The organism is uncultured Chryseobacterium sp. (assembly GCF_913776365.1).
Classification (GTDB): domain Bacteria; phylum Bacteroidota; class Bacteroidia; order Flavobacteriales; family Weeksellaceae; genus Chryseobacterium.
In genome coordinates, this window is sequence record NZ_CAJYMO010000160.1 from 1 (window position 1) to 25,505 (window position 25,505).

Here is a 25,505-nt window from a genome sequence, read left to right on the forward strand (position 1 = left end):
CTAGCTGCCACACTCTTTCCCTACACGACGCTCTTCCGATCTCGCGCGCGCCAAGGTTGGTCATCACGCGGTGCCACAGCACGCGCGCGGCGCGCAGTTTCGCGATCTCCATGAAGAAGTTCATGCCGATCGCGAAGAAGAAGGACAGCACTGGAAAACCCTGTATTTGATGAAAACGGAAGAAGCATCCTTTCTGTAGAAGACGTTGCAGTAGCTTTGGTTGATGAACTGGAACAGAACAACCACATCAGGGAACGTTTTACTGCCGCTTACTGATTTGCAGCACCGGAAATTACGGTCTGCATTGCAAAAAAAGAGACTCTCCGGAAAGGACAGTCTCTTTTTATTTTTTGTATAACAACGGGCAGATAGCCGGCAGCTGAAAGCCATATGAATCAGCCAGCCGCCCTTACAGGTTCATAAACAGCTTCGGGTTTACCGGCGTATTGTTTTTATGGACTTCGTAATGAAGGTGAGGCCCTGTGGAACGTCCGGAGTTTCCGGATTTGGCAATTACCTGGCCTACCTTTACTTTATCATTCACTTTTGCCACCAGCTGGGAAAGGTGCCCGTATAAAGTAGCAAGCCCGTTTCCGTGGGAAACGATCACACAGTTGCCATATCCCCCTTTCTGGCCGGAAAAAATAACGGTTCCGGCTGCAGTAGCCATGACATCGGAACCGAAGGCCACAGCAATGTCCAGCCCTTTGTGGAACTGCATCTGGTCTGCTTCTGCCGGAGCATTGTTTTTCTCTGCCGGTTTCCCTGCTGCTGAAGCAATATTTGCAGCGGCAGCAGGTGCTGTTTTTGGGGTAACCATTACTTTTACCTGTCTCTTTTCGCCGTAGCTGTCCGTTACCTCAATGGTTTTTTCTACAGGTTCAGCGGCAGCTTCGGGAGCGGTGGCTGCTTTGGCCGGAGCTGCTGAAGGTTTTACGGAAGCCAGAACGGTTTTAAATGGGATCGGGTTTTTGCGGATGCCGAAATTGGAGGAGATATAGCCGTCGGTAGGCATTCCCAGAGGTACCTGCATCAGCTTTTTCTGAAGGTCCATCAGGTACTGGCTGTACCGGTTGGCCTGCCTCGCCAGATAGATGGAATTGGAAATACTGTCTTTGCTGAGAACGGTAAGTTGGGTATTGGGAACATCTTTGGATTTCAGAAACGAGTTCAACTGCTTTACAGACTCGTCCACCAAAGTAAGGTCGGTTTTCATTTTCAGGTAATCCACACTGTCTTTTTCAGTATTGATCTTCACCAGATTGACTTCATAATTTTTGTCGTCTTTTTCAGAATACAGCTTGGCGATGAAAATGCCCTGTGCAAAAACTACTGATAAAAGTCCTCCCAGAAGAACGTTCACGTTCTTTTTACTGCTTAGAAATTTCTTCATTTTTCTTCTCTTGGTATATTACAAAACGGTTTAAGCGTGCAAATTTAGTTAAAAATAAGCTTTACCGGCTATTTTTAACAACACTTTAAGCATTTCATTATTAAACGGATAATTACGCATTTCATTATATCCGATTGTTAATTTTATCCGAAAACGGCTTTTATCATATCCGGCAGGGCATTCTTCCGTCTTTGTTTTAATATATTTGCAGTTCAGATTTTTATTATGGCTAAAAAGAAAACGAATACAGAACCGAATCCGAAGAAAAGCAAGAAAGACATTCCTGTAGGGGTGGTAGGAAGCGGAAGTTTTGCCACAGCAATTGTGAAGATGCTGGTCGAAAACTGTAAAGTCGTGCACTGGTGCGTAAGAAATGAATACGTGAAAGGGGCTATCGAGCAGAGAGGGCATAATCCTACCTACCTTACTGCCGTGAATTTCAACCTTAAAAATCTGAAGCTGACTACAGACATCAACGAACTGGTTTCTGCCTGTGAAGTCATCGTGCTGGCTACACCCTCCATTTATCTATCCGATACCATGGATAAGATGAACTGTGATTATAAAAACAAGATGTTTGTTTCCGCCATTAAGGGGATTATTCCCAAAGTCAATGATGTGGTGGCCCACTACCTGAAAGAGGAATTTAAAATCGGCTTCCGGAACCAGGCAGTGATTGCCGGTCCCTGCCATGCAGAGGAAGTGGCAATGGAAAGGCTGTCCTATCTTACGGTGGCCACGGTAGAAGAGGAATCCTCCCGGAAACTGGTGGATATTTTCAACTCCGATTTCATCAAGATGCATTCCAGCAAAGACATCCTGGGCAATGAGTACAGTGCGATCCTTAAAAATATTTTTGCCATCGGGGCAGGAATCGCCAGCGGATTAGGGTATGGGGATAATTTTACGGCCGTTTTCGTTTCCAATGCCATCCGTGAAATGGAGACCTTCCTGGAATCCATCTACGAAGCGCCGAGAGACGTCAATGAAAGCGCTTACCTGGGAGATTTGCTGGTAACCGCATATTCCCTGTTCTCCAGAAACCGGAATCTCGGAAACCTGATCGGAAAAGGATACACCGTAAAATCGGCAATCCAATCGATGAACATGGTGGCCGAAGGGTATTACGCTGCCGATTCCATTTACAAAACCTCTAAGGAAAAAGGCCTGCAGCTTCCGATTATCGATACCATCTACAGCATCCTTTATGAAGGGAAAAATGCGGAAAAACAGTTTAAGAAACTGACGACCAGACTGGACTGATCCTTTTACCGGAAATATCTTCCCGCCGCTTTCAGGGTGCTGAATCCTGCAATGCAGATATACCATACAAAACCTTCAGCATATCCATATAATTTCGTCAGGATGCCGGCTATGTCTGCAGACCGGTCAGTGAGCTGTTGTCTGAACCCTGCAGCAAAGTAAAGTGCATGATGTAAGGAATTCAATATGTTTGTATCTCAGTAGTTTATAAAATAGTACTGTTAAATTTTTTAAACAAGTGTTTATTTTAAGAACTTTGCCCGAAATTTGATACGTTCAAATAAATTTTATATTATGTCACAATCGCTTACAGGCAGAACGCCGAAACCTAAATACGACGTTGTTCTCGTGGGTGGCGGAATCATGAGTGCCACCTTAGCTACCCTGCTGCACGAATTCAATCCGGAACTTGAAATTGCCATCTTCGAAAGGCTGGGAAGGTTTGCCAAGGAAAGCACGGCAGCCTGGAACAATGCCGGGACCGGCCACTCTGCATTTTGTGAACTCAATTATACCCCTGAAAAACCGGATGGAAGCATCGATATTTCCAAAGCGGAAAGCATTGCCGAACAGTTTGAGGTATCCAAGCAGTTCTGGGCATACCTGATTAAAAAAGAATACATCAGGAACCCCAAGGATTTTATCAATTCCTGCCCACATATGAGCCTGGTATTCGGTGAAAAAGATGCGGAATACCTGAAGAAAAGACATGAGAAAATGTCCGGCTCCGTGCTGTTCAGAGGAATGGAATTCTCCACAGACCATGAGCAGCTCAAAGAATGGATTCCCCTGGTAATGCAGAAAAGGAACCCCTCCGAAGTAATGGCCGCTACAAAAATGGATATGGGAACCGATGTCAATTTCGGAACACTGACCCGGAAAATGGGCCGCCATCTCCTGGAAGATTCCAATGTGGAGGTCTTCCTTTATCACGAGGTAAAAGATATCGATCCGAAAGAAGACGGGACCTGGGAAATGAAGGTAAAAGACCGTATCAACAACCATAAACAGGAGGTGGAAGCTGATTTCGTATTTATCGGTGCCGGAGGCTATGCCCTGCCGCTGCTGGAAAGTTCAGATATCAAAGAAAGCGAAGGCTACGGAGGGTTTCCTGTTTCCGGACAATGGCTGGTGACCCGTAACCAGGAACTGGTGGAAAAACACCAGGCCAAGGTCTACACGCAGGCCTCGGTTGGAGCACCGCCGATGTCGGTGCCGCATCTTGACCTAAGGATCATCGATGGCGAAAAATCCTTGCTCTTCGGACCTTTTGCAGGCTTTTCTACCAAATTCCTGAAGGAGGGAAGCTATCTGGATCTTCCGGAAAGCGTCAATACCAAAAACCTGAGATCGCTCTTCGGAGCCTGGTGGCACAATATCCCGCTAACCAAATACCTCATCCAGCAGGTAGCCATGAACAAGGCCCAGCGGATACAGCATCTGAGGGAATTCGTAAAAGATGCCAAAGAGGAAGACTGGGAGCTGAAAGTAGCCGGACAACGGGTACAGGTAATCAAGAAAGATGAAAAAGAAGGCGGAAAGCTGGAATTCGGAACTGAAGTGGTTGTGAACAAGACCGGAACCATCGCTTCCCTCTTAGGTGCCTCACCGGGCGCCTCCACGGCAGTGTATGCCATGCTGAATGTCCTGGAGAAATGTTTCCCGGAAAAGCTGCACGGGGAATGGAAGGAAAAACTGCTGGAAATGGTTCCTTCTTATGGAAAAAAATTAGCCGATAATCCGGAACTTACGGAAGAGGTCAGGAATTACACCAAGGAAAAACTGCAGCTGGAATACTAAGTTAGAATTTGCTGCGCAGGTGAATGGTGAATTTCGCTTCACGAGTCAATTTTGCTGTGCAAGTGAATTTCAAGATGCTTCAAATTGCCAATATACGCCTGAATTCTTAATGCAGGTGGACACTCAACCTGACAGGTTTTTAAAACCCGTCAGGTTTTTTGTAATACAGCCATTTCAGACTTATTTTAAAATTGGCCATTGATAAGCAAAGCGGATTGACTATTGATAATAGGTTAGGAGTAAATTGTACAGTTATTAAATAATTGCCGGTTTTGTTGGAAAACACAATGGCGCAAGGGGTTGTGAATGCTTTGTAGGGTATAAGGCGCAGGGATTTTATCGAAGATAAAATTGAGGACTGCGTCTGGTCTCATAATACCGAAACCTGTAAAACAATTGATTCAGCGACATTAAAATTTAGTTTTGCCAAATTCTTTGCACCTTATATTACAGCATTTCCTACTATTCTTTGCCGCTTTACGAATTTCCAAACGATAAAGGCTGCAGGATTTGCGGTTATCTGCCATGAACTGTTTTCCGGATATGAGTGTAACACTTGCACCAGCAAAAAGCCGTTTTAAGTTAAGATTGACCATTGACAAGCGCAGCGGATTGACCATTGACACCCAAACCGGATTTCCATCAGCTGTTGACCATCTGGTGCAAATAGAGTAATTTTACCGGATTATTAATAAGCAAACCGGAACGGATTCATCTGCCGGAAACAACCATTCACATAAAAATATGTCTGATACACTCGTAAAACCCGTTATTGTAAAGGAACTGCTGGAATCCCTTCAGACGAAAATAGAGGAGGAGCAGCAGGTCATCGTGCATTGCTGCTTCCCGGCATCGCCTTTTTTGGGGAACCTGATCAGGATCTGGTCTTCCACTTATCTCTTAGACAACCAGTCGGATCATAAAAGCAAGCTCATCCATGCTGAGAATATTAGCATTTATCCCAACTGGACACCGGTTCCCTTTATGAGGGACTTCTGGTTCACGCTGGTTTTCTCCGGGCTTCCGAAAGACTGCAAAAGCTTCGACCTGAAAGAAGTGATTCCTGAAGAAGGCGGCTTTTTTGTGGAATCCATCAAAAGGAATTCTTCAGATATTTACCGCGTTAAGATTTCGGAATCTTACTGAACGGTTTTTATCAGTATCTGTTCAGGCGGTACCATAAAGAAAAGTTCCTGAGAAATGACAGGATGCCTGTTGTTCCAAAGAGTAATACATTACATCAATTTACCCAAACTTACCAAGTCATGAAAAAATACCTTATCATTCTGTTCCTCTTTCCGCTGGCTGTGTTTTCACAGAAAATGTCCGGGGAAGAAGCAGAAGCGGAAGCGAAAGCAGAAAAGTTCCGTAAAGAACTCAATGCCGAATACCGGAATCCGAAGGAAACCCCTTTGCGCGGCGATCATTTTAAAAATTTCACCGGGCATCCCTTTTTTCCGTTTGACCTGAAATACCGGGTGACTGCCAGACTGGTAAAAACGGAAAATGCAGAACCGTTTGACCTTCCTACCTCATCCGGGAAATCGAAGCCTTACCGGGAATACGGAAAAGCCACTTTTGAGCTCGAAGGTAAAACATATACCCTTACCCTTTACCAAAGTCTGGATCTGATCAGGCAGAAGAAATACAAGGGTTACCTTTTCCTGCCTTTCCGCGATGCAACCAATGAAAAGGAAACCTACGGCGGCGGAAAATACCTCGATCTCACCATTCCCAAAGGAAATACCATCGTGCTGGATTTCAATACATCCTATCATCCTTACTGTGCATACAACGCCTATGATTACAACTGTCCGGTGGTGCCGGCGGAAAACAGGCTGCCGGTGGAAATCAGGGCGGGAGTAATGTATGAAAATGTTTATCATGATTAATGCAGGTAAGGTCAGTCTGAAATTTTTTGCCCGGGAGGATCTTTCCGGAGTGAGTTATGATCTGGATGAATTTCAGTCGAAATATACCTCTTCCGCTTCGTTTGCACTGAACAGGATTGCCCGAAGGAATACCGGACAGGAGTTCGCCGTTACCGTCTTTTGCCATGCAGTACCGGCCGGCTTCTTCACACTGGACTTCGGGGAAGATAAACTGGAGCTTACCGGAAACCAGAAGTCCGTTCTTTTAAGATCCTTGTCCGTCAATCCCGCAATGCAGGGCAAAGGCATCGGAAAAGCAGTGATGGCTGAAGTAGAACAATTCCTGCGAAAGCATTTCAAAGACTGCGATGAGATTGTGCTGGCGGTCAACACAGACAATATTTTTGCGTATGATCTTTATCTTAAAGCAGGCTATCTGTGTGAAGGAAAAACCAGGGAAGGCAGAAACGGACTGCAGTACCTGATGGCTAAAAGGTTCTGATTTCGCAGAAGAAGCTGTAGTATTGCCGCACTTTAAGAAATTTTTAATGCTGATTGTTAAGTTTGGCTTGAAACTTTCTGCTAAATTTGAGGTACATCAAAATAATAAAATATGGAAATTTCTCTTAAGAATCAGGTAGCCGTCGTTACGGGTGCCTCCAGCGGAATCGGTTCCGGTATTGCAAAATCTCTGGCTGCAGCAGGCGCTACCGTAGTGGTTAATCATTCCTCAGAAAGTTCATTGGACGACGCCAAAGCCGTCCTTAAGGAAATCACCGATGCAGGTGGGAAAGGAATTACCATGCAGTGCGACGTTTCTCAGGAAGACCAGGTCATCAGGATGTTTGAAGAAACCGTAGCCCGGCTGGGAACCGTGGATATCCTGATCAACAATGCCGGCGTACAGCGGGATGCCAGATTTACGGACATGACCCTCGAACAATGGAATGCCGTTATCGGGATCAACCTGACCGGCCAGTTCCTTTGTGCCCGTGAAGCCATCAAGGAATTTCTCCGCCGCGGGATCGATACTTCGCGTTCCAGTGCCTGCGGGAAAATCATTCACATCAGTTCGGTACACGAAATCATTCCCTGGGCCGGACACGCCAATTACGCAGCAAGTAAAGGAGCCATCAGGATGCTGATGCAGACCCTTGCCCAGGAATACGGTGCCGATAAGATCAGGGTAAACTCCATCTGCCCGGGCGCGATCCAGACTCCGATCAACAAAAGCGCATGGAGCACACCGGAAGCACTGAATGCCCTCATGACACTGGTTCCCTATAACAGGATCGGCCAGCCCCAGGATATCGGAAACCTGGCCGTTTTTCTTGCCAGCGACCTGGCCGACTACATTACCGGAGCCAGCCTCTTCGTAGACGGGGGAATGACTACTTTTGAGAGCTTTTCTACAGGAGGATAATAAAAGGTGAATGGTCAATTCGCTTCGCTTGTCAATTTCCGGACAAATTACTGTTTAATAATATTACGGAATTCGTTATTCATGGGATGGAATGAATGGTGAATTATGAATGTCTTTTACCGATCACTCCCTATAATTTCGAACATATTATCAATTTCCGGAATCAAGTATTATGTAAGCAAAAGGATTCACTTACGAAACAAAATTAACCATTACCAGACTTCAGATTAAATATAAAAGCAAGACGCCTGAAATTGACCTTTGACTTGCGAAGCAAAATTCACTTGCGAAGCAAAATTGGTTATATAAACGACGAAATATGAAAGAAAAAGAAAGATTATCCGACGTTACCTGGAAAAAGTGGGGCCCTTACGTAAGCAACCGAGAATGGGGGCTGGTCCGGGAAGATTACAGCGCTGACGGGGATGCCTGGAATTACACCAACCATGACATCGCCGAAGCAAAAACCTACCGCTGGGGAGAAGAAGGGATCTGTGGGATCTGTGACGATCTTCAGAAACTGGTCTTCTCCGTCGGATTCTGGAATAAAAAAGATAAGATGGTGAAAGAGCGCTTTTTTGGCCTTTCCAACCGGCAGGGCAACCATGGGGAAGATGTAAAGGAGTATTTTTATTATCTGGATGCCACCCCTACGCATTCCTATATGAAAATGCTGTACAAATACCCGCAGCATGCATTTCCTTATGAAGATCTTGTGGAGACGAATGCCCGCAGGACCAGGCAGGATCCGGAATACGAGCTGATCGATACCGGAATATTTGATCAGAATGACTATTTTGATATTTTTATCGAATATGCAAAAGAAAGCCAGAATGATATACTGGTAAAGCTTACTGTCACCAATAAATCTGATGCGGAAGCACCTTTGGTCATTTTGCCCACCGTATGGTTCAGGAATACCTGGAACTGGGGCTATGATAACCACAAGCCGCAGATGGATTCGGATGAAGCCTCCAGGATCAGAGTAGAGCATAAAGACCTGCAGATCAGGAATATTTATGCAAAGCAATCGGAGAAAGTCCTTTTTTGTGACAATGAAACCAATAATGAAAGGCTTTACCGGTTTGCCAATCCTTCCCGGTACACAAAAGACGGCATCAATGACTTCATCATCAACGGAAACGCACAGTCTGTCAATCCCAGGGATAGCGGAACCAAAGCTTCTTTCCTGATCGATGAAACTTTCCTGCCGAAAGAATCGAAAACTTTTGAATTCAGGCTTTCCGATAAGGATGTAACACAGCCTTTCGATGGTTTCGATGAAATTTTTTCGCTGCGGCAGAAGGAGGCTGATGAATTTTATGAAGATATCCAGTGCGGAATAACAACGGAAGATGAAAAAATGGTCCAGCGGCAGGCTTTTGCAGGCATGCTCTGGAACAAGATGTTCTATCATTATAATGTCGCCAAATGGCTGAAAGGGGACCCGGGAGAAATAGCCCCGCCCAAATCGCGGGAAAAGATCCGGAATTCAGAATGGAAGCACCTTAACAACGAGCATATTATCTCCATGCCGGACAAATGGGAATATCCCTGGTATGCTACCTGGGATCTGGCCTTCCATACCATCAGTTTTTCTGTAATCGATCCGGATTTTGCCAAGCAGCAGCTCAAACTCTTCCTTTTTGAATGGTACATGCATCCGAACGGGCAGCTTCCTGCTTATGAATGGGATTTCAGTGATGTAAACCCTCCGGTTCATGCATGGGCCGTATTCCGCATATTCAAGATCGATGAACACCTTACCTGCAAACCTGATCTCGAGTTTCTGGAAAGCGCCTTTCAGAAGCTGCTGATGAACTTTACCTGGTGGGTGAACAAAAAGGACCTGAACGGAAATAATATATTCGAAGGCGGTTTCCTTGGGCTGGATAACATCGGTGCCTTTGACCGCAATGCAGCCCTTCCGAACGGGGAACACCTGGAGCAGTCTGACGGAACCAGCTGGATGGCCATGTTCGCCCTCAATATGATGAGGATTGCCCTGGAACTGGCACAGTATAACCCTGTTTATGAAGAGATGGCCACCAAGTTCTTCGAGCATTTCCTGGCCATTGCCAATTCCCTGGATAATATGGGTGACGAATGTTTCAGCCTCTGGGACGAGCAGGATGAGTTTTTCTATGATGCCCTTGCTTCCGGAGACGGCACGCATATGTACCTCCGGCTCCGGACTATTGTCGGTCTGATTCCGATGTTTGCCGTTGAAGTAATTGATGATGAGATGATTGAGAAACTTCCCAATTTCAAAGCCAGAATGAACTGGGTGCTGGAAAACAAGCCGGAACTAGCATCGCTGGTATCACGCTGGGAAGTAAAAGGCCAGGATTCCAAGCATCTGCTTTCGCTGCTGAGAGGCCACCGCCTGAAAAGACTGCTGCACAGGATGCTGAATCCTGAGGAATTCCTGAGCGATTTCGGGATCCGTGCCTTATCCAAAGAATATGAAAAGGATCCGTATACCCTGAAGCTGAACGGAACGGAATATACCGTGAAATATACACCGGCAGAAAGTGACAGTGCCCTTTTCGGCGGAAACAGCAACTGGCGCGGGCCGGTATGGTTCCCGATCAACTTCCTGATCATTGAAAGCCTGCAGCGGTTCTTTTTCTATTACAGCCCCGATTTCCTGGTGGAATATCCTACAGGCAGCGGCAGCTATTCCAATCTTGATGAAATTGCACAATCCCTCAGTGAAAGGCTGGCCAGATTATTCCTGAAAGATGAGAACGGAAAACGCCCTTTCAACGGGCAGTACCCGAGATTTCAGGAAGATCCGGATTTCAGGGACTATATTCTCTTTTATGAATATTTTCACGGTGACAACGGGCGTGGAGTAGGGGCTTCCCATCAGACCGGCTGGACCGGGCTGATCGCCAAGCTCCTGATGCCGAGATTTTCAAAAGAAACAACCTCTCGGGAAAAGGCGGGCCGGACAGCAGAATAACCTTTGGGAAAGGACAAGCCCGGGCCCGATTTTGCCTTGGGATACGAAACTGAAATATCATCATGTGATCTGATCTTATAAAAACAGGTATTGTACCGGATGGCATGATGAGCCTTTTTCCGTATCACAGAAAAATCACTCAAAAATCTGCTGAATCACTTCCAGTGACGCCGGAATTTCAAAATCCGTAATATGATAGTGGTAATACACCAGGATGCTGTCCAGGAAATCCTTTCGGTAAGGAGCCGGAATTTTTATGCTGTACGGATATTCCGAGGAAAGGATTTGCTTCCATAAGGCGGAAGTTTCCCGGCTGAAAAGCTGGTGGCTGGGCTCGGGAGCAAAGGTTCCCGTTTCCGGATCCAGGAACATGCCGGATCCCAGCAGCGGGGCCACTCCGTGGATTTTCAGGATTTTAATCAGAAAAATAAAGTGGGAATGGTAATTAGGGGTCTGCAGTTCATCAATGAATTCTTCCAGGCATTCAAAAAGGGGAGGGTTCCTGTTCTCATGCCTAAGGTTTTTGTTTAAAAAATCGGATACGAAAAATACGATGGTATTGGACCTGATATCCGTATAGATATCATTGCTTTTTACCAATTCAAATTTTGAGACGGTCTGTATTCCGTTTCCTCTTATGGGAAGAACGGAAAAACTGAGTTTGCTTAACGGAAGGAGCAATGCTTTTTTCTTGTTTTTCTTGGTGTAAAGTCCTCTTAAAAAATAAGACTGGAACCCTTCTTCTTCCGTAAAGCAGTACAGGACCGCATCATTTTCCCCGTATTTTATATAGGATAACAGAAACCCGGTCTGCGAATTCATTAATTGACTACTGCAATTTTAGCGGTTGCTTTATCTGAGCCGTCTTCATTGGTCATCAGGACAAAGTAAACACCTGAGGCTACTCTTGTTCCTCTCATATTGTTCAGGTCCCACTCATAATATCCTCCTCTTGCCACTGCAGAATGAACGACATTCCCGGTAGCATCGGCAATCCTGATATTCGTTACCTCTGCCAGGCCCTTGATTGTTACCTTACCCTTGAAATTCGAATATACTACAGGATTCGGATAGACGAGTACATTCCCGAAATCTGAAGTAACGTCTGCCACATCCCCCTGGTAAGTCACGATACCGTCATATGATACGAAGTATACTTTTCCTGTTTTACGGTCTATCTTGATATCGGTAATCGTATTGGTTGGAAGCGGTGAATTTTCTTTTGTGAAATGCTTAATGGTCTGCTGCCCATCGGAAGACAGGTAATAAACACCGCCCCCGTCTACGGAAACCCATTTGTGGTCTCCGGCGTCTACTTCGATCTGAAGGATCTGGGTATCCCTGAACAGCTCTTCTCCAAGTCCGTTCTGTTCAATAATGATAGGCTCTACCTTGGCGTTGGCTGGTGTTTTTATTGCTGAGACTGCATTCGGCAAAATTCTGAGTCCGATATCTCCCCCGATCCAGGCATCCCCCGATTTATCCAGGGCTACAGAAAGTGTCCCTCCGGAATTGGAAGCAAAGCCATTGGCCTGGGTAAGGATATACTCCTTGTCATCAGAGGTGTTTATGGTTTTATTGGCGTCGTAGGCAATAAAGTTATTTACCCTTGGCGTAGGTATCCAAAGGAGTCCTTCATGATACACTGCTTTCTGGGCAACGCCGAAACTCTGGGCGGTATTCCTGATCAGGAAATTGTCGGTAGCACGGTCATAAGCACCGATAGCGGTAAAAGGGCCGAATGTGGCTTCACCCGAAAAAGCGATGGTTACGAACAAGTTGTTGACATCATCAAAAGTGAGGCCTACAGCCCGCCTTGCAGAAAGATCGGTGGCTCCTAAAGCGTAATTTTTAGCAAATGTAAAGTCTTTGCTTCCCGGATTGTATTTCATTTTATACACGCCCCGGCCGAGGGTAGTGGTATAATTGGTAAAGAAAATATCATCCGGATTTACCGGATCCGAGACTACATCCAGAATATTAAACACCGTTGTGTTTCCCTTAAAGTAGGAAGGATAGATCCATTCCATACCGTTAAAATAGTAAAACCCGGGATTTTTGGAGTTTAACAGCGGGGTATTGAAACGGTCTGCTCTTCCTCCGGTAGAAACCAGGAGCTGGTTCTCGCCATACAGACTGATTTTATAGGCATAATTGAAAAAAGGACCGTCAGGTTTGAAAGAATTGCTGCTTTCATTCTTTATTCCGGACATTACAGTACCTCCGTAGACGCTGCCGCCAACAGTAGTGGCTGTATTGCATTCTTCACCGAAGCTTACGGTATTGTTAAAGTTTCCGTTGGAATTGAAGGTATATACCCTGTTGGCGTCGGTGACAACAATATTGTTGCTGTTCACCACAACATCCCGGACATTGCTGAAAGTCTGTGACAGCTGAACCGGAGTTCCGCCGTCATAAATATATCCCGTGGTGGCAGATGAAAAGCTCAGCACTCCCTCAGAGTCAATATGCCGGAAAGATCCCGGCATATCGGTAATCCAGGTAGAGAAGACCGGAAATGTGGTATTCATTTCATGGCTCTTCAGGCCGGTATTGGTTACGGAAAATACTTTGTTTCCGAAAATAGTTGCTTCATTGCTAGCCTGATATACGCCTCCTGAAAGAAAAAATGCGGAATCTTTAAACTCTTTTTTCTTGAGATCGAAGATAGACACCCCATATCCTACCGAGATGACTGCCAGATCGCCGGTAATGGAAATATGATTGATCCTTTTGCTGCCGTTATAGCCGGTAGCAATCGGAATATCCACTACATATTTGATTCCGTCCGGCGAAATCACATCCAGGGAACCGTTCTGGTAACCGATCAGTCCTGTTTTGGTCTGGGGATTATAATCGAAAGCTGAAATTTTCACCTCATGCAAGCCGTTGGCTTTTGACAGCTTGGTAATTTCACCGGTGGAAATGGTATAATAAAATATTCCGTTTTCTGCGGCGGCAATCAGTTTTCCATTATCTTCTTTCATCGCAGATACATTGTTGTAAGAGAACAGATCTGCCCATTTTTTAGAAGAAATAGTCTGTGCATTTGCGAGCTGCAGGGATGCCAGAACACCAAGAGAAATTAAAGAGAGTTTTTTCATGCTTATGCTATTATGCTGCTGTCTATAACCTGGTTATTCCAGGAAATATGGTTTACGTTTTTATCGTTATCAAAAAAGAAATCTATTCTTCCGAGCAGGAGACCGGCCCATCCTACCTGATTGACCAATACATTTTTCCCCTGTCTGTTGGTAAAACGCTGCGGTTCCGGCAGGAAAGTGTGGGTATGGCCCCCCAGGATAAGATCTATATTTTCCGTTCTGGCCGCGAGAATCTTATCGCTGATCTTCTCCGGCTCATCTTTATAATCGTAGCCGATATGGGAAAGGCAGATGACCAGATCACATTTCTGTTCATTTTTAAGGAAATTTGAATAATGCTGGGCCACTTCTACAGGATCCGAGTAAACGGTTTCACCATATTGTTTTTTCCCTACCAGCCCGTCCAGCTGGATGCCCACCCCGAAAATACCTACTTTAATCCCGTTTTTGCTGAAAATCTTATAGGGAGAAGTTTTGCCGTCCAGTACGGTATTTTTGAAATCATAATTGGAACAGAGAAACGGGAACTGTGCATTGGGCAGTACCTTCAGAAACCCTTCCAGGCCATTGTCAAAATCGTGATTTCCCATAGTGGAAGCATCATATTTCATCATAGACATCAGCTTGAATTCAAGTTCGCCACCGAAAAAGTTGAAATAGGGTGTTCCCTGGAAGATATCCCCTGAATCCAGAAGCAGGAGGTTCGGCTCCTGGTTTCTGATCTGCTGGATCAGGCTTGCCCTTCTTGCAAAGCCGCCCTGATTGGGGTTTTTGGTATAGCTGGCATCAAAAGGTTCTATTCTGCTGTGCTGGTCGTTGGTGTGAAGGATAGTCAGCTTATTTGCCGGTTTAAAGGATAACCCGGCTTTTTTTTCTGCCATCATCATGTTCGGAGCCAGGGCCATGGCCAGGGTTCCGCCGCTTATTGTCTTTAAAAAATTTTTTCTGTCCATTATTTCTTACCGGTAAAATGTAAACGGATATCTGTAGGGGGAACCACTTCCCGGGTATTCCTGAAATATTCAATAAAGAGGTCCCTTAATTTAATTCCGGTGGGAATCATTTCGCCTTTGGAAAAAAATCTCATGTTGTCGCCGCCCAGAGCCAGATAATCGGAGGTGGCAATGTAATAATCCTGGGCCGGAAGTACGGGCTTCCCATTGATGGAAGTTTTGGTCAGAAGACCATTGTCTGTTTCGATATAAAGGTGGGATACTGGATTGTTCACCTGGTTTTTTGCATAATAGTCAAAAAGTCCCTGAAGATCCGATCCTTTCATTTTCACGATGATCACCTCGTTTTCAAAAGGCATTACCTCAAAAATGCTTTTCAGCAGAATATCGCCTTTCCCGATCGTCGTACGGATTCCTCCGATGTTGATCAGGGCGGCATCCACGTTTTTTCCAAGATTTGCCTTCGCCCAGCGGTCTGCCCCATCGAATGTATAGTCGGCCAGAAGATTTCCCAGATTGCTGTTATCCCCCTGTTTGGTAAGATCGGTTCCGGTATGGGAGATTTTCTGGTTCATCTCTTTATCCAGACGCTGTTTATAGGGCTCAATGAATTTTACAAACGCCTCATCATTTTTCAGTTCGTTATTAATAGAAATGTTCTTCTGGGTATGCACTTTTGCCACCTGCAGCGGAGAAGCCGTTTTACAGGCGGAAAGAGCAGCCAGTGCCATTCCTAGTAACAAGAATTTATTTTTCATATACTGCAAATTATTTCAAAAAGGGAACATATGCCTGTCTTGGCTTCCTCTGTTTTCATAAACTATTCGGAAAGTGACCGTTTCATATGATCTTTTAATAAATGCAAATATAATTATATGTACAATAAAACATTCTTATTTATAATAAATTCTTGGCGTAAATTATTAAATTTGGAAAAAATTATTCTAGCAGATGAGCATTTTAAAAGGAGTGGGCGTAGCATTGGTGACCCCCTTTAATGAAGATTTATCCGTTGACTTCGAAAGTCTGACAAAACTTGTCGAATACAATATTGAAAACGGAACCGGGTATTTTGTGGTGTTGGGAACTACAGCGGAAGCAGCAACGCTTTCTGCTGAAGAAAAGAAACAGGTGACTGAGCATATCATCAAAGTAAACAATAAACGCCTTCCGCTGGTACTCGGAATAGGGGGCAACAATACCCTTGAAGTGAAAAAACAGATCGAAGAAACGGATCTTTCCGCTTTTGAAGCGGTACTTTCCGTATCTCCGTACTACAACAAGCCGAATCAGGAGGGGCTCTATCAGCATTATAAAGCACTGGCCTCAACAGGAAAGAAGATCATCATCTATAATGTTCCCTCCAGAACAGGACAGAATATTGAAGCGGAGACCACCTTGCGGCTGGCCAATGAATTCCCCAATCTGTTTCTGATCAAGGAAGCTGCTCCGAATATCCTGCAGTACTTTGATATCCTGAGAAAGAAGCCGGAAGGATTCCATCTGGTTTCCGGAGATGACGAATATACGCTACCTGTGACGCTGGCGGGCGGAAACGGGGTAATCTCCGTGATTGGTCAGGCCTATCCGGAGGAATTCTCAACAATGGTTCAGCTGGCTTTTGACGGAAAAGTATCAGAAGCTTATGAAATCCACAACAGGCTGGTAGACCTTACCCGGCTGATTTTTGCAGAAGGCAATCCATGCGGAATCAAGGCGGTCCTGGCAGAAAAAGGGCTTGTGAAAAATTACCTGAGACTGCCTCTTGTCCCGGCTTCGGAAGGATTGTATGCTAAAATTAAAGCGGAAATGGCTGCCATCTGACGGAACAATCCGATTGGTTTGCAGCACCGGATCTCAGATTCCGGCAGAGAACACATAATCAAAGGTGGAAGAGGATGCTTCCACCTTTATTTTTTTGATAAGAGAATACAGAACTATGAGATTTATAAAAGCAACAGAAAAAGATATTGCCCTGATTCAGGAACTGGCAAAGAATTCCTGGGAACATGCGTACCAGGATATACTTTCTGCGGGACAGATAGCCTATATGCTGAATACCATGTATTCCTATGAGGAAATTCTGGGGCATTTACAGCATCCCGGTTATCACTATTACCTGATGCAGGATCAGGCTGATGGCCGCTTCATGGGGTTTATCGGCTACGAAAACAGCTATGAAGGAGAGGAGGCCACCACAAAACTCCACAGGATCTATCTCGTTCCCGGATTCAAGGGAAGGGGAGCCGGTAAAGAGGCATTGCATTTCCTGCGTGGCGAGGTACAGAAGACCGGAGGAAGGAGAATTATCCTGAATGTCAATAAGCATAATCCTGCAATAAAATTCTATGAAAGCCAGGGATACAGGGTGTATGGAGAAGGCGTTTTCGATATCGGAAACGGCTATTTTATGGATGACTATCTGATGGAATTTTTAATTCACAAATAAATGACTTAAAATTCTATAACATTTTATCATAATTCTATAAAATGTGATCTATTGATTTATTGCATCTTTGCAATAGAACCAAACCAAATCGCATAACAATACATTCATATGCTTGGTCTTAAGCTTTTGCTTTTTATCAGTATATTTTTTTTCATCCTTAGTGTTTAAATTCCTGCATTTTTCAATGCAGGAGTTTTTTATAAATGGGGCATGTATATTATTTCACTCCAATTTGAATAAATTTATTATATTTACATCATTATTAATACATATACGATAAGGATGAAAATGTATGTGAAATTTGATCTCAATGCACTGTTTAAGAAGGTATTGAATGATAAGCTCAGGGAACAGGGGCTGAATTACCGGCTGCTGAATTCCGGAGAGATAGAATTCTATGAATTGTTGACCCCGGACCAGCATCAGGCTGTAAAAGAGAATCTGGGAGCTTACGGTATTGAGATTGTTGAGGGCCAGAAAACAGCGCTGGTACAAAGGATCAAGGATGTCATCACGGAAATGGTTTTTTCAGAAGATGCGGTTTCTGTAAAAGCTTCGATATACATTTCCGAAAGAATGAATCACAGCTACGGATACCTATCCAATCTTTTTTCGGAAATAGCTCATACTTCCATTGAAAATTTTATCATCATGCAACGGATAGAGCATGCTAAAGATCTCATCATCTGCAGCCGGCAAAGTCTTACTGAGATTGCCCATAAACTGAATTATTCCAGTGTTGCCCACCTGAGCGGCCAGTTTAAGAACATTACCGGGATTACCCCTTCGCAGTTTCAGAAAATCATGGCCAGACGCAGAAAAACACAGAATACCTGGTCCCCATATTCAAAAGCCGTATGACCAGGGAATATCTCAATGTGGTTCTGAAGGATCATGACGAAGGTAATCATGTATTCTTCGGTACGATATTTCAGGATATGAAAATTGATATCAGATTTCAGGCTTTCTTTTCGCAGGCTGCCCTTATGCAGTATCTCAATGGGAAAAGTGCTCCGGTACCCGATGTGCTCTTTATGAATTACGATATACCGGAAAACAATGCTATGGACATCCTGGATGAAATTAAATCAAACGAACGATACAGCGCAATGACCGTTGCCGTTTACTCAGAACAGGTATCTCCTGCTGAAGAAGAAGAAATTTTTGTGCGGGGAGCCAATGTCTTCATGCGGAAGCCTGCCCTTTACCAGGACCTTAAAAAACGGATCACCGAAATCATGGCAGTCAGCTGGCAATATCATACCTGCGGACTGAACAAAGATAATTTTATCATGAAAGTGTGAAAAATTAAAATTTTCTGTTTCAGGAATCAAATAAATTGTTTATATTTGTCTCATAAAATTCACGTACTGGTGATAATTTATTGAGTCAGATCATACTCCGGGTCGGAGAAGGTTTTCAGGAATGTCATCATTACACCATAGTCAACAAAATGAATTATACCCATTTTCCGGTTATCAGCGCAGAAGATCTTTAAACTAAACGGTACAATCATGAAAACTCGTCAGCTTAAGTAAATCCTCAAAAGTTCCTTAAGCATTCGCAAGTTAGTTTTTATAAATAAGCACCGGAAACATAATTCATTTTGTTTCTTTTTATCAGACACCACTCATATCACCTATAAGCAGACACCAAATCACAAAATAGTAATAAGAGCAGAGGAACACAATGTGTTAATGAAGTTAGTAATTTCTTCAAATAGCAGTTTTATAAGGGGGACCGTGTGAAAATTCATTTTTTCTCACGGTTTTTTTATGAAATTTTACTCCATTTGTTTTTCCCTTTATACTGTCTTACGTAATAGTTTTTAAGGGATTGATGGTCGGTTGCAGAGAGGAGAGGGTCATTTTTCAGAATTTTTTCCACTGCACCTTTTGTAGTCTTGATGATAACGGCATCTTTCACCAGGTCCAGCCTTTTAAAATCCACTACACCACTCTGCTGGGTACCGAGAATATCCCCGGGCCCGCGCAGCTGCATATCGACTTCCGAAATTTTAAAACCGTCTGTAGTGTCCACCATTGTTTTGATGCGGGTCCTGCTGTCTTTGGATAGTTTGTCTGATGTCATCAGGATACAATAGCTCTGTTCTGCACCTCTTCCTACGCGTCCCCTGAGCTGGTGGAGCTGCGAGAGGCCGAACCTCTCTGAACTTTCAATCACCATTACCGAAGCATTCGGTACATTAACGCCAACCTCGATCACCGTGGTAGCTACCATGATCTCCGCCTTTCCGGAAGCGAAATAGTTCATTGCAGCATCTTTTTCATCAGGCTTCATTTTTCCATGCAGCATGGTGACATTGTAGTGGGGGAAATTGTCCATTACATTTTCCAACCCGGTCATCAGGTTTTTATAGTCCAGGGTTTCGGATTCCTCGATCAGCGGATAGACAAAATAGACCTGCCTGCCTTTCTGGATTTCTTCGCGGCAGAAATGATAAACAAATGCCCTGTCTTTTTCCCGCCGGTGAGCCGTGATGATGGGCTTCCTGCCTACCGGAAGTTCATCGATTACCGAGACATCAAGATCGGAGTAAAAGCTCATGGCCAGCGTTCTCGGTATCGGGGTGGCCGTCATAATCAGGATATGCGGCGGAATTCTGTTCTTGGCCCAGAGTTTTGCCCGCTGGGCTACCCCGAACCGGTGTTGCTCATCAATGATGGCCAATCCAAGATTCCTGAACTTAACCTTATCCTCCAGGACGGCATGTGTCCCCACCAGAATAGACAGTTCACCGCTTTCCAGCTGCTCATGGATAATCCTTCTTTCGGATATTTTACTGGAGCCGGTAAGAAGCCGGATTTTTACTTCCGTATCCTTGAGAAGTTCTTTGATCCCGTTGTAATGCTGCTGCGCCAGGATTTCGGTAGGGGCCATGATGCAGCTCTGGAATCCGTTGTCCTTGGCAATCAGCATCGTAAGAAGTGCCACCATTGTTTTTCCGGAGCCTACGTCTCCCTGCAGCAGCCTGTTCATCTGGACCGGCCTTTTCATATCGAGACGGATTTCCTTCAGCACTCTTTTCTGGGCACCGGTAAGCTCAAACGGAAGATGGTGGTTGTAAAAATCGTTGAAACTGTCACCCACTACCGGAAACGGATTTCCTGCTGTATGGCTTTTATGATGAAGTTTTTTTAATGCATATCCGAGCTGAAAAAAGAAAGATTCCTCAAACTTCAGCCGGTAATCCGCCTTCTCAAAATGTTCCATGTCCTTCGGGAAATGAACATTCAGGTACGCATGCTGCCTGGACATGAACTTAAAGGCTTTCATAAGGTATTCCGGGAAATTTTCCTGGATAAGGCCGGGAATTTCCTTGCAGACATTCTTCAGGACGTTCTGGAAAAATTTCTGGCTGAGTCCGCGTTTGGTCAGTTTTTCCGAGCTGGGATAGATCGGCCTCAGCCGGGTTTCAGTATCTTTATTCTCTTCCGCTTCTATTTCCGGATGGGCCATGGAAAACTGGCTGTTGAATATATTGATTTTCCCGAAAATAAAAACTTCCCGGTTAACGGGCAGCTGCTCTTTAAGCCATTTCGAGTACTGGAACCAGACCAGGTCCATGGTTCCCGTCCCGTCACTGAATCGTGCAGAAAGGCGCTTGGTTTTCCCAGTCTCTATTTCCTGAAGATGGGTTATCTTTCCTTTGAGCTGCACATCGGTATCCACTTCATGAAGTTCCGAAATACGGTGGACCCTGCTTTTATCGAGATATCGGATCGGGAAGAAATGCAGAAGGTCTTCCACGGTGGAAATGCCCAGCACATTTCTGATGAGCTTTGCCTTTTCGGGGCCAATCCCCTTAACGTATTCTATGGAGGTTTCTAAATTCATTGAAAAAGGTGCACGAATTTCGGGAAAAAAGAGATACTAAAAAAGGCCTTCATCACTGAAAGCCTTTATTTTTATTCTTTTATTTTGGACTTGAACTTTTTCTGGTAGTCTTCCCATTGTTCCCTCGAGCGGATTTTCTTAAAAAAATCTTTACAGATGAATTCAAGATAGGGCTCAAGTTCCTTTGCAGAAAGTTCTCCCTGCAGGATGGTGATCGGGCCGCCTTTCTCATCCAGGAATACCGTGCTCGGAACCGCTCCCACATTCATATACTGGGTAAATTCGTGCAAAGAATTTCGTCCTTTTTTATGTTCCGTATTCGGATTGGAAAACGTTCTTCCGAAAATCTGCATCGCTTTTTTTTCCTCGGCATTGAATTTCACAGGGTAATAATTCTGGTTCAGGATTTCTGCAATAACCGGATGTCCGTAGGTTTTCTTATCCATGATCTTGCACGGGCCGCACCAGTATGCATAAAAATCGATCAGTATTTTCTTTGGATTTTCTTTCTGGGCTTTCAGGGCTTCTTCAATCGTCATCCACTTTACCTGTGCAGATCCGAATATCAGCAGGAACAGGCAGCATATGCTCATCACCTTCTTCATAATTTGGTATTTTAAGTAAAAGTAAGGATAATTTATCGATTCTTACTTTACCTCCTGCATTAATTTTTTTACAAAAGGAGAAATCAGGATCAGCACGATACCGGCAATTACGGCGTACAGCCCCAATTGTTTATAGCCTTCCGTATAGGTGATAAAAGCATCGTAATTGGTAGATCCGGTTTTGGCGGTTGCCAGCCCGGCACCTATGATTCCCGCCACATACTGCCCATAAGCGGAAGCAAGGAACCACATTCCCATCATCATGCCCTGAAGGTTTTTAGTAGAAAGCTTTGTCATGATTGACAGTCCGATCGGGGAGAGGCAGAGTTCTCCCAGGGTAATGATCAGCAATGCAACGGTGAAAAAATTCAGGGAAGTGATCCCTGCCGCATTCACAAACAGCCGGGTAGCAAAAAGGACATAATATCCTAATCCTAAGAAGATGAATCCCAACCCGAATTTGATGATGGTATTGGGTTCGATTTTTTTCTTGTTCAGCCAGATCCATAACAGCCCGATCAGCGGAGCGAGGAAGATAATAAAGAAAGCGCCCCCGGAATTGTTGACACCATTCGGGTCAAGCCCTAACAGATCATTATTCAGGTTTTTTGCGGCAAAAATACTTAATGAACCGCCACTTTGTTCATAAATTCCCCAGAACAGGATGGAAAACAGGATGAAAACAAGGGCTGCCCAGAGCTTCTTACGCTCGGAAGGGGTCACTCTGGTCATTTCATAGAACAGATAAATCAGCGTCAGGGGTCCGATGGTCCACATGAAATAATCGGTATATTCCGTTTTGGCCACCATTACCATGATCACCGGCACAAAAATCAGCGATAAGATATAGACTCCGTATTCGATCCATTTCGGGATAGGAGCCGATTTTGTTTCGTTATTGGGATGCCCCGGCTGAAGGCCGATGGTTCCCAGACTTCTCTGGGTAAAAATAAAATTGACCAGGCTGATCAGCATTACTACGGCTGCCAGTCCGAAGGCTACATTCCACCGCAGGTTTTCCGGAATCAGCTGCGTAAAAAGCTCGCCCTTTCCGATTGCGATACAGAGATATCCGCCCAATAATGCTCCGAGATTGATTCCTGCATAAAAAAGCGAAAAGCCGGCATCTGCTCTTGAGTCATTCGGCTTATAAAGCTGGCCGACCATCGATGAAATATTAGGTTTAAAGAAACCGGTACCCACCACAGTAAACGCAATACCTAAGAAGAAAAATTTGTGAGGGTCGGCTGCCAGAATCAGGCTTCCGGCAATCATCAGAAGCCCGCCCCAGAAAAGAGATTTCCTGAACCCTAAAATTTTATCGGCAAATAAGCCTCCGATAAAAGTAAAGGCATACACAAAAGCTTGGGTGGCGCCGTACTGAAGATTGGCTTCACTTTCGTGAAAATTAAGCTGGGAAATCATAAAGAAGACCAGCATTCCCCTCATTCCGTAGAAACAGAAACGTTCCCACATTTCAGAAAAGAAAAGGCTCCAGATCTGTCTTGGGTATTTTCCTTTAAAGTTCTGTATTTCGTCTAAAGTTAAATTCATAGTGGTATGATTGAATTTTTAATTAAAAGTTGGATGGTTTATCTCGATCGGTTTCAAGGAATGTATGTGTGAGTTAAATTCAAGTTATTCTGAACCGATTCGTTGATATAGGAGTTGATTTTTGTGAATCATTAAGCTTTATTAATAATCGGTAGTGTGTCCAGTTTAATTCATGACGCAATGTGTCACCTATTGTAAATACCGGATAAGAAGTACACTTATTTCTCAGGTTACTTTCATCAAATCCTTTCCCAAATTCCAGCGTCAGCTTTTTAGACAGATTTTTCAAGGTATATTTTCCGTATGCGGCACGCTCTTTTCCTTTCTGCTCCTCTTCAACAATCAGTTTCCCGATCTGCCAATAGGTAGGCAGCAGGGTAGAATTGGCCATGGGAAATATTTTCGCGCGCGACCGTAAGATGATCTTTTTTACCGAATGAAATAACGAATCCTCAGAAATTTCCATCCTACGAAAATAAAAAAAACCTCTGACTTGGCAGAGGTTTACACTATATTTTATTTTAATGCAGATTAGTTTACACCGTGCATCATTTTCTTTAAAATCGGTGAAATTAAAGCCAGAATAACCGCTGCAATTCCACAAAGCACCACGAAAACCATAAAGAACTCAAACAGGTTGTGGATTTCGAATCCTGCAAAAGTCGGATTTTCCAATGGCAGCTGTGCCTTTTCAAAGGCGGCTACCTGTTCAGGGTCCAGGGTTACCTTTTTATCCAGGACATCCTGAAGGTTTACCCCGATTTCCTGTGCTTTGGAAAACTTATCTCCCGTAGCAGGAATTAAAGCTCCCAATGAACCTGCCAAAGCGTATCCGGCAGCATTGGAGATGAAGAATACCCCATACAGTAATGAAGCGAATCTTTTCGGAGCCAGTTTACCTACTAAAGATAACCCAATCGGAGAAAGACAAAGTTCACCACAGGTCTGGATGAAATATAACAGCATTAACCATTTGATGGCCAATAATCCTGAATTTCCAAGATCTTTTACGTTATGAGCGATAATGAAGTAGCTTAAAGCAATCAGGGCAAGACCCATCGCCTGTTTCATCGGGGAAACCGGCTCTTTTCCTCTTGCTCTCAGTTTATCCCAAAGTAAACTGAAAGGTACTGCCAGGGCAACAACGAAGATTCCGTTGAAGATCTGTACCATGGAAGGCGGCATATTCCATCCCAGGATATTTCTGTCGGTCTGGTTATCGGCAATGAACGTCAATGAAGAACCTGCCTGCTCGAAAGCAGCCCAGAAGAAAATAATAAAGAACGATACGATATAGATTACCCAGATTCTCTGTCTCTCCACTTTGTTTTCAGCAGAACTCATGATCAGGAATGCCAGGGAAATGCCGGCTGCATAAATGAAAGGATAAATAATCCCTTTGATCAGCTGTCCCATTTCCACTGCCTTAAATCCGAATTCTCCCACAAGAAGATAGCGGAAAGCAAAGAATAAGATCACAAACAATCCTCCGGTAATTCCCAATGCCGTTCCTGAGAACTTAGCCGTCTGGGTTTCCCCTTCTTCAAAATCCGCACTGGTATTATGTTTCGGTAATCCTCCGATCGGTCTTCCTTCCGGGGTAACTACGTATTTGTTTTTAAGGATAAAGAACGTAATGGTACCGATCACCATGGCAATGGAAGCCGCCAGGAACCCCCATTTGAATGCGAAGATATCCCTCACGCCGGTAGTGGAATCTTTAACATCCCCTACATAAGGACAGATAAACTGGCCCAGGAACGCCCCGATATTGATCCCCATATAGAAAATGGTGAAGGCAGAATCCAGCTTGGATTTCTCCTGCTTCGGATAAAGGCTTCCCACCATTGAAGAAATGTTCGGCTTAAAGAATCCGTTACCGAAAATGATAATGAATAAAGCGAGCCACATAAATGTTTTTGCGCTGTCCAGGCTTCCGGAAAATGTTGAAGCACTGATGAAAAGCAGAAACTGACCGATAGCCATCAGGGATCCTCCGATCAGGATGGCATTCCGGTTACCGATGTATTTATCGGCGATAAACCCACCCAAAAGCGGAGTAAGATAACACAAAGCCAGGAACCCGCCGTAGATGATTGCTGCGTCCGCTTCTTTTATCAACAGGGAATTTACCATAAAGAGCGTCAGAAGGGCTCTCATCCCGTAAAAATTGAAACGCTCCCACATTTCGGTTCCGAAAAGCACCCATAATCCTTTTGGATGTTTGGAACCTTTATTCTCTACAAATTCATCCTGTTTCGGAC

The 25,505-nt window shown here is 44.4% G+C and carries 21 protein-coding genes; 11 read left to right on the plus strand and 10 right to left on the minus strand.

Features of this window, described 5'->3' with window-relative positions; all coding sequences use genetic code 11:
* Positions 1 to 409 precede the first annotated feature (409 nt).
* Positions 410 to 1,393 (minus strand): M23 family metallopeptidase, encoded by a 984-nt coding sequence (locus tag QZ735_RS07985; protein ID WP_294246617.1) that lies wholly within the window; start codon positions 1,391 to 1,393, stop codon positions 410 to 412.
* 225 nt (positions 1,394 to 1,618) lie between these two features.
* Between QZ735_RS07985 and QZ735_RS07990 the strand changes: the two genes are divergently transcribed.
* The 7 genes from QZ735_RS07990 to QZ735_RS08020 all read left to right on the plus strand — a co-directional run bounded on the left by QZ735_RS07990 (position 1,619) and on the right by QZ735_RS08020 (position 10,718).
* Positions 1,619 to 2,656 (plus strand): NAD(P)H-dependent glycerol-3-phosphate dehydrogenase, encoded by a 1,038-nt coding sequence (locus QZ735_RS07990; protein ID WP_294246621.1) that lies wholly within the window; start codon positions 1,619 to 1,621, stop codon positions 2,654 to 2,656.
* A 294-nt stretch (positions 2,657 to 2,950) separates the two neighbouring features.
* Positions 2,951 to 4,456 carry a malate dehydrogenase (quinone) gene (gene mqo / locus QZ735_RS07995; protein WP_294246623.1) on the plus strand — a complete coding sequence of 502 codons (1,506 nt, stop codon included), beginning with the start codon at positions 2,951 to 2,953 and terminating at the stop codon, positions 4,454 to 4,456.
* Between the two features lie 744 nt (positions 4,457 to 5,200).
* On the plus strand, positions 5,201 to 5,602 hold the full coding sequence (locus QZ735_RS08000; protein ID WP_294246625.1) for a hypothetical protein: 402 nt from the start codon (positions 5,201 to 5,203) through the stop codon (positions 5,600 to 5,602).
* A 119-nt stretch (positions 5,603 to 5,721) separates the two neighbouring features.
* On the plus strand, positions 5,722 to 6,348 hold the full coding sequence (locus QZ735_RS08005; protein ID WP_294246627.1) for a DUF1684 domain-containing protein: 627 nt from the start codon (positions 5,722 to 5,724) through the stop codon (positions 6,346 to 6,348).
* Positions 6,341 to 6,829, plus strand: a complete 489-nt coding sequence (locus tag QZ735_RS08010) for an N-acetyltransferase (RefSeq protein WP_294246629.1) — start codon at positions 6,341 to 6,343, stop codon at positions 6,827 to 6,829. Before QZ735_RS08005 ends, QZ735_RS08010 begins: the two co-directional genes overlap by 8 nt.
* Before the next feature lie 111 nt (positions 6,830 to 6,940).
* On the plus strand, positions 6,941 to 7,750 hold the full coding sequence (locus QZ735_RS08015; RefSeq protein ID WP_294246632.1) for a glucose 1-dehydrogenase: 810 nt from the start codon (positions 6,941 to 6,943) through the stop codon (positions 7,748 to 7,750).
* Between the two features lie 319 nt (positions 7,751 to 8,069).
* Positions 8,070 to 10,718, plus strand: a complete 2,649-nt coding sequence (locus tag QZ735_RS08020; RefSeq protein WP_294246634.1) for a glucosidase — start codon at positions 8,070 to 8,072, stop codon at positions 10,716 to 10,718.
* 135 nt (positions 10,719 to 10,853) lie between these two features.
* Here the strand turns inward: QZ735_RS08020 and recO are convergent, their stop codons facing one another.
* Genes recO through QZ735_RS08040 form a run of 4 tightly spaced genes read right to left on the minus strand, consistent with a single transcriptional unit; the run spans position 10,854 to position 15,533 of the window.
* The gene (gene recO / locus QZ735_RS08025) at positions 10,854 to 11,540 is read right to left on the minus strand and encodes a DNA repair protein RecO (protein WP_294246636.1); all 687 of its coding nucleotides are present in this window, start codon (positions 11,538 to 11,540) and stop codon (positions 10,854 to 10,856) included.
* Positions 11,540 to 13,822, minus strand: coding sequence for a T9SS type A sorting domain-containing protein (locus tag QZ735_RS08030; protein ID WP_294246638.1), 2,283 nt, complete (start codon positions 13,820 to 13,822; stop codon positions 11,540 to 11,542). Before QZ735_RS08030 ends, recO begins: the two co-directional genes overlap by 1 nt.
* 2 nt (positions 13,823 to 13,824) lie before the next feature.
* Positions 13,825 to 14,775: a bifunctional UDP-sugar hydrolase/5'-nucleotidase gene (locus QZ735_RS08035; RefSeq protein WP_294246641.1), complete on the minus strand. Its 951-nt coding sequence runs from the start codon at positions 14,773 to 14,775 to the stop codon at positions 13,825 to 13,827.
* Positions 14,775 to 15,533 carry a 5'-nucleotidase C-terminal domain-containing protein gene (locus QZ735_RS08040; RefSeq protein WP_294246643.1) on the minus strand — a complete coding sequence of 253 codons (759 nt, stop codon included), beginning with the start codon at positions 15,531 to 15,533 and terminating at the stop codon, positions 14,775 to 14,777. Before QZ735_RS08040 ends, QZ735_RS08035 begins: the two co-directional genes overlap by 1 nt.
* Positions 15,534 to 15,726: 193 nt before the next feature.
* On the opposite strand from QZ735_RS08040, the gene dapA reads away from it, so the two are divergent.
* The 4 genes from dapA to QZ735_RS08060 all read left to right on the plus strand — a co-directional run bounded on the left by dapA (position 15,727) and on the right by QZ735_RS08060 (position 18,528).
* Entirely contained in the window at positions 15,727 to 16,599 is an 873-nt protein-coding gene (gene dapA / locus QZ735_RS08045; protein WP_294246646.1) for a 4-hydroxy-tetrahydrodipicolinate synthase, read from the plus strand.
* Positions 16,600 to 16,714: 115 nt separating this feature from the next.
* The gene (locus QZ735_RS08050) at positions 16,715 to 17,224 is read left to right on the plus strand and encodes a GNAT family N-acetyltransferase (RefSeq protein WP_294246649.1); all 510 of its coding nucleotides are present in this window, start codon (positions 16,715 to 16,717) and stop codon (positions 17,222 to 17,224) included.
* Between the two features lie 282 nt (positions 17,225 to 17,506).
* The gene (locus QZ735_RS08055; RefSeq protein ID WP_294246652.1) at positions 17,507 to 18,085 is read left to right on the plus strand and encodes an AraC family transcriptional regulator; all 579 of its coding nucleotides are present in this window, start codon (positions 17,507 to 17,509) and stop codon (positions 18,083 to 18,085) included.
* Positions 18,082 to 18,528, plus strand: a complete 447-nt coding sequence (locus QZ735_RS08060) for a response regulator (RefSeq protein WP_294246655.1) — start codon at positions 18,082 to 18,084, stop codon at positions 18,526 to 18,528. The genes QZ735_RS08055 and QZ735_RS08060 overlap by 4 nt, the downstream gene beginning before the upstream one ends.
* A gap of 469 nt (positions 18,529 to 18,997) precedes the next feature.
* Here the strand turns inward: QZ735_RS08060 and recG are convergent, their stop codons facing one another.
* From recG to QZ735_RS08085, 5 genes are all read right to left on the minus strand, one after another.
* On the minus strand, positions 18,998 to 21,082 hold the full coding sequence (gene recG, locus QZ735_RS08065; RefSeq protein WP_294246658.1) for an ATP-dependent DNA helicase RecG: 2,085 nt from the start codon (positions 21,080 to 21,082) through the stop codon (positions 18,998 to 19,000).
* 71 nt (positions 21,083 to 21,153) lie between these two features.
* A complete protein-coding gene (locus tag QZ735_RS08070) occupies positions 21,154 to 21,687 on the minus strand; it encodes a thioredoxin fold domain-containing protein (RefSeq protein ID WP_294246660.1) in 534 nt (177 codons plus the stop codon).
* A 42-nt stretch (positions 21,688 to 21,729) separates the two neighbouring features.
* On the minus strand, positions 21,730 to 23,241 hold the full coding sequence (locus QZ735_RS08075) for a peptide MFS transporter (RefSeq protein ID WP_294246662.1): 1,512 nt from the start codon (positions 23,239 to 23,241) through the stop codon (positions 21,730 to 21,732).
* A gap of 79 nt (positions 23,242 to 23,320) precedes the next feature.
* The gene (locus tag QZ735_RS08080) at positions 23,321 to 23,707 is read right to left on the minus strand and encodes a DUF1016 N-terminal domain-containing protein (RefSeq protein ID WP_294246664.1); all 387 of its coding nucleotides are present in this window, start codon (positions 23,705 to 23,707) and stop codon (positions 23,321 to 23,323) included.
* A 65-nt stretch (positions 23,708 to 23,772) separates the two neighbouring features.
* A partial coding sequence (locus QZ735_RS08085; RefSeq protein WP_294246667.1) for a peptide MFS transporter occupies positions 23,773 to 25,505 on the minus strand: 1,733 nt, incomplete at its 5' end.

Excerpts from the sequence above, each read along its gene's own strand:
- mqo (WP_294246623.1), top strand. The coding sequence starts at position 2,951 with ATGTCACAATCGCTTACAGGCAGAACGCCGAAACCTAAATACGACGTT.
- QZ735_RS08040 (WP_294246643.1), bottom strand. The coding sequence starts at position 15,533 with ATGAAAAATAAATTCTTGTTACTAGGAATGGCACTGGCTGCTCTTTCC.
- QZ735_RS08030 (WP_294246638.1), bottom strand. The coding sequence starts at position 13,822 with ATGAAAAAACTCTCTTTAATTTCTCTTGGTGTTCTGGCATCCCTGCAG.
- recO (WP_294246636.1), bottom strand. The coding sequence starts at position 11,540 with ATGAATTCGCAGACCGGGTTTCTGTTATCCTATATAAAATACGGGGAA.
- recG (WP_294246658.1), bottom strand. The coding sequence starts at position 21,082 with ATGAATTTAGAAACCTCCATAGAATACGTTAAGGGGATTGGCCCCGAA.
- QZ735_RS07990 (WP_294246621.1), top strand. The coding sequence starts at position 1,619 with ATGGCTAAAAAGAAAACGAATACAGAACCGAATCCGAAGAAAAGCAAG.
- QZ735_RS08015 (WP_294246632.1), top strand. The coding sequence starts at position 6,941 with ATGGAAATTTCTCTTAAGAATCAGGTAGCCGTCGTTACGGGTGCCTCC.
- QZ735_RS08080 (WP_294246664.1), bottom strand. The coding sequence starts at position 23,707 with ATGGAAATTTCTGAGGATTCGTTATTTCATTCGGTAAAAAAGATCATC.
- QZ735_RS08075 (WP_294246662.1), bottom strand. The coding sequence starts at position 23,241 with ATGAATTTAACTTTAGACGAAATACAGAACTTTAAAGGAAAATACCCA.
- QZ735_RS08060 (WP_294246655.1), top strand. The coding sequence starts at position 18,082 with ATGACCAGGGAATATCTCAATGTGGTTCTGAAGGATCATGACGAAGGT.
- QZ735_RS08020 (WP_294246634.1), top strand. The coding sequence starts at position 8,070 with ATGAAAGAAAAAGAAAGATTATCCGACGTTACCTGGAAAAAGTGGGGC.
- QZ735_RS08010 (WP_294246629.1), top strand. The coding sequence starts at position 6,341 with ATGATTAATGCAGGTAAGGTCAGTCTGAAATTTTTTGCCCGGGAGGAT.
- QZ735_RS08050 (WP_294246649.1), top strand. The coding sequence starts at position 16,715 with ATGAGATTTATAAAAGCAACAGAAAAAGATATTGCCCTGATTCAGGAA.
- QZ735_RS07985 (WP_294246617.1), bottom strand. The coding sequence starts at position 1,393 with ATGAAGAAATTTCTAAGCAGTAAAAAGAACGTGAACGTTCTTCTGGGA.
- QZ735_RS08070 (WP_294246660.1), bottom strand. The coding sequence starts at position 21,687 with ATGAAGAAGGTGATGAGCATATGCTGCCTGTTCCTGCTGATATTCGGA.
- dapA (WP_294246646.1), top strand. The coding sequence starts at position 15,727 with ATGAGCATTTTAAAAGGAGTGGGCGTAGCATTGGTGACCCCCTTTAAT.
- QZ735_RS08000 (WP_294246625.1), top strand. The coding sequence starts at position 5,201 with ATGTCTGATACACTCGTAAAACCCGTTATTGTAAAGGAACTGCTGGAA.
- QZ735_RS08035 (WP_294246641.1), bottom strand. The coding sequence starts at position 14,775 with ATGGACAGAAAAAATTTTTTAAAGACAATAAGCGGCGGAACCCTGGCC.
- QZ735_RS08005 (WP_294246627.1), top strand. The coding sequence starts at position 5,722 with ATGAAAAAATACCTTATCATTCTGTTCCTCTTTCCGCTGGCTGTGTTT.
- QZ735_RS08055 (WP_294246652.1), top strand. The coding sequence starts at position 17,507 with ATGAAAATGTATGTGAAATTTGATCTCAATGCACTGTTTAAGAAGGTA.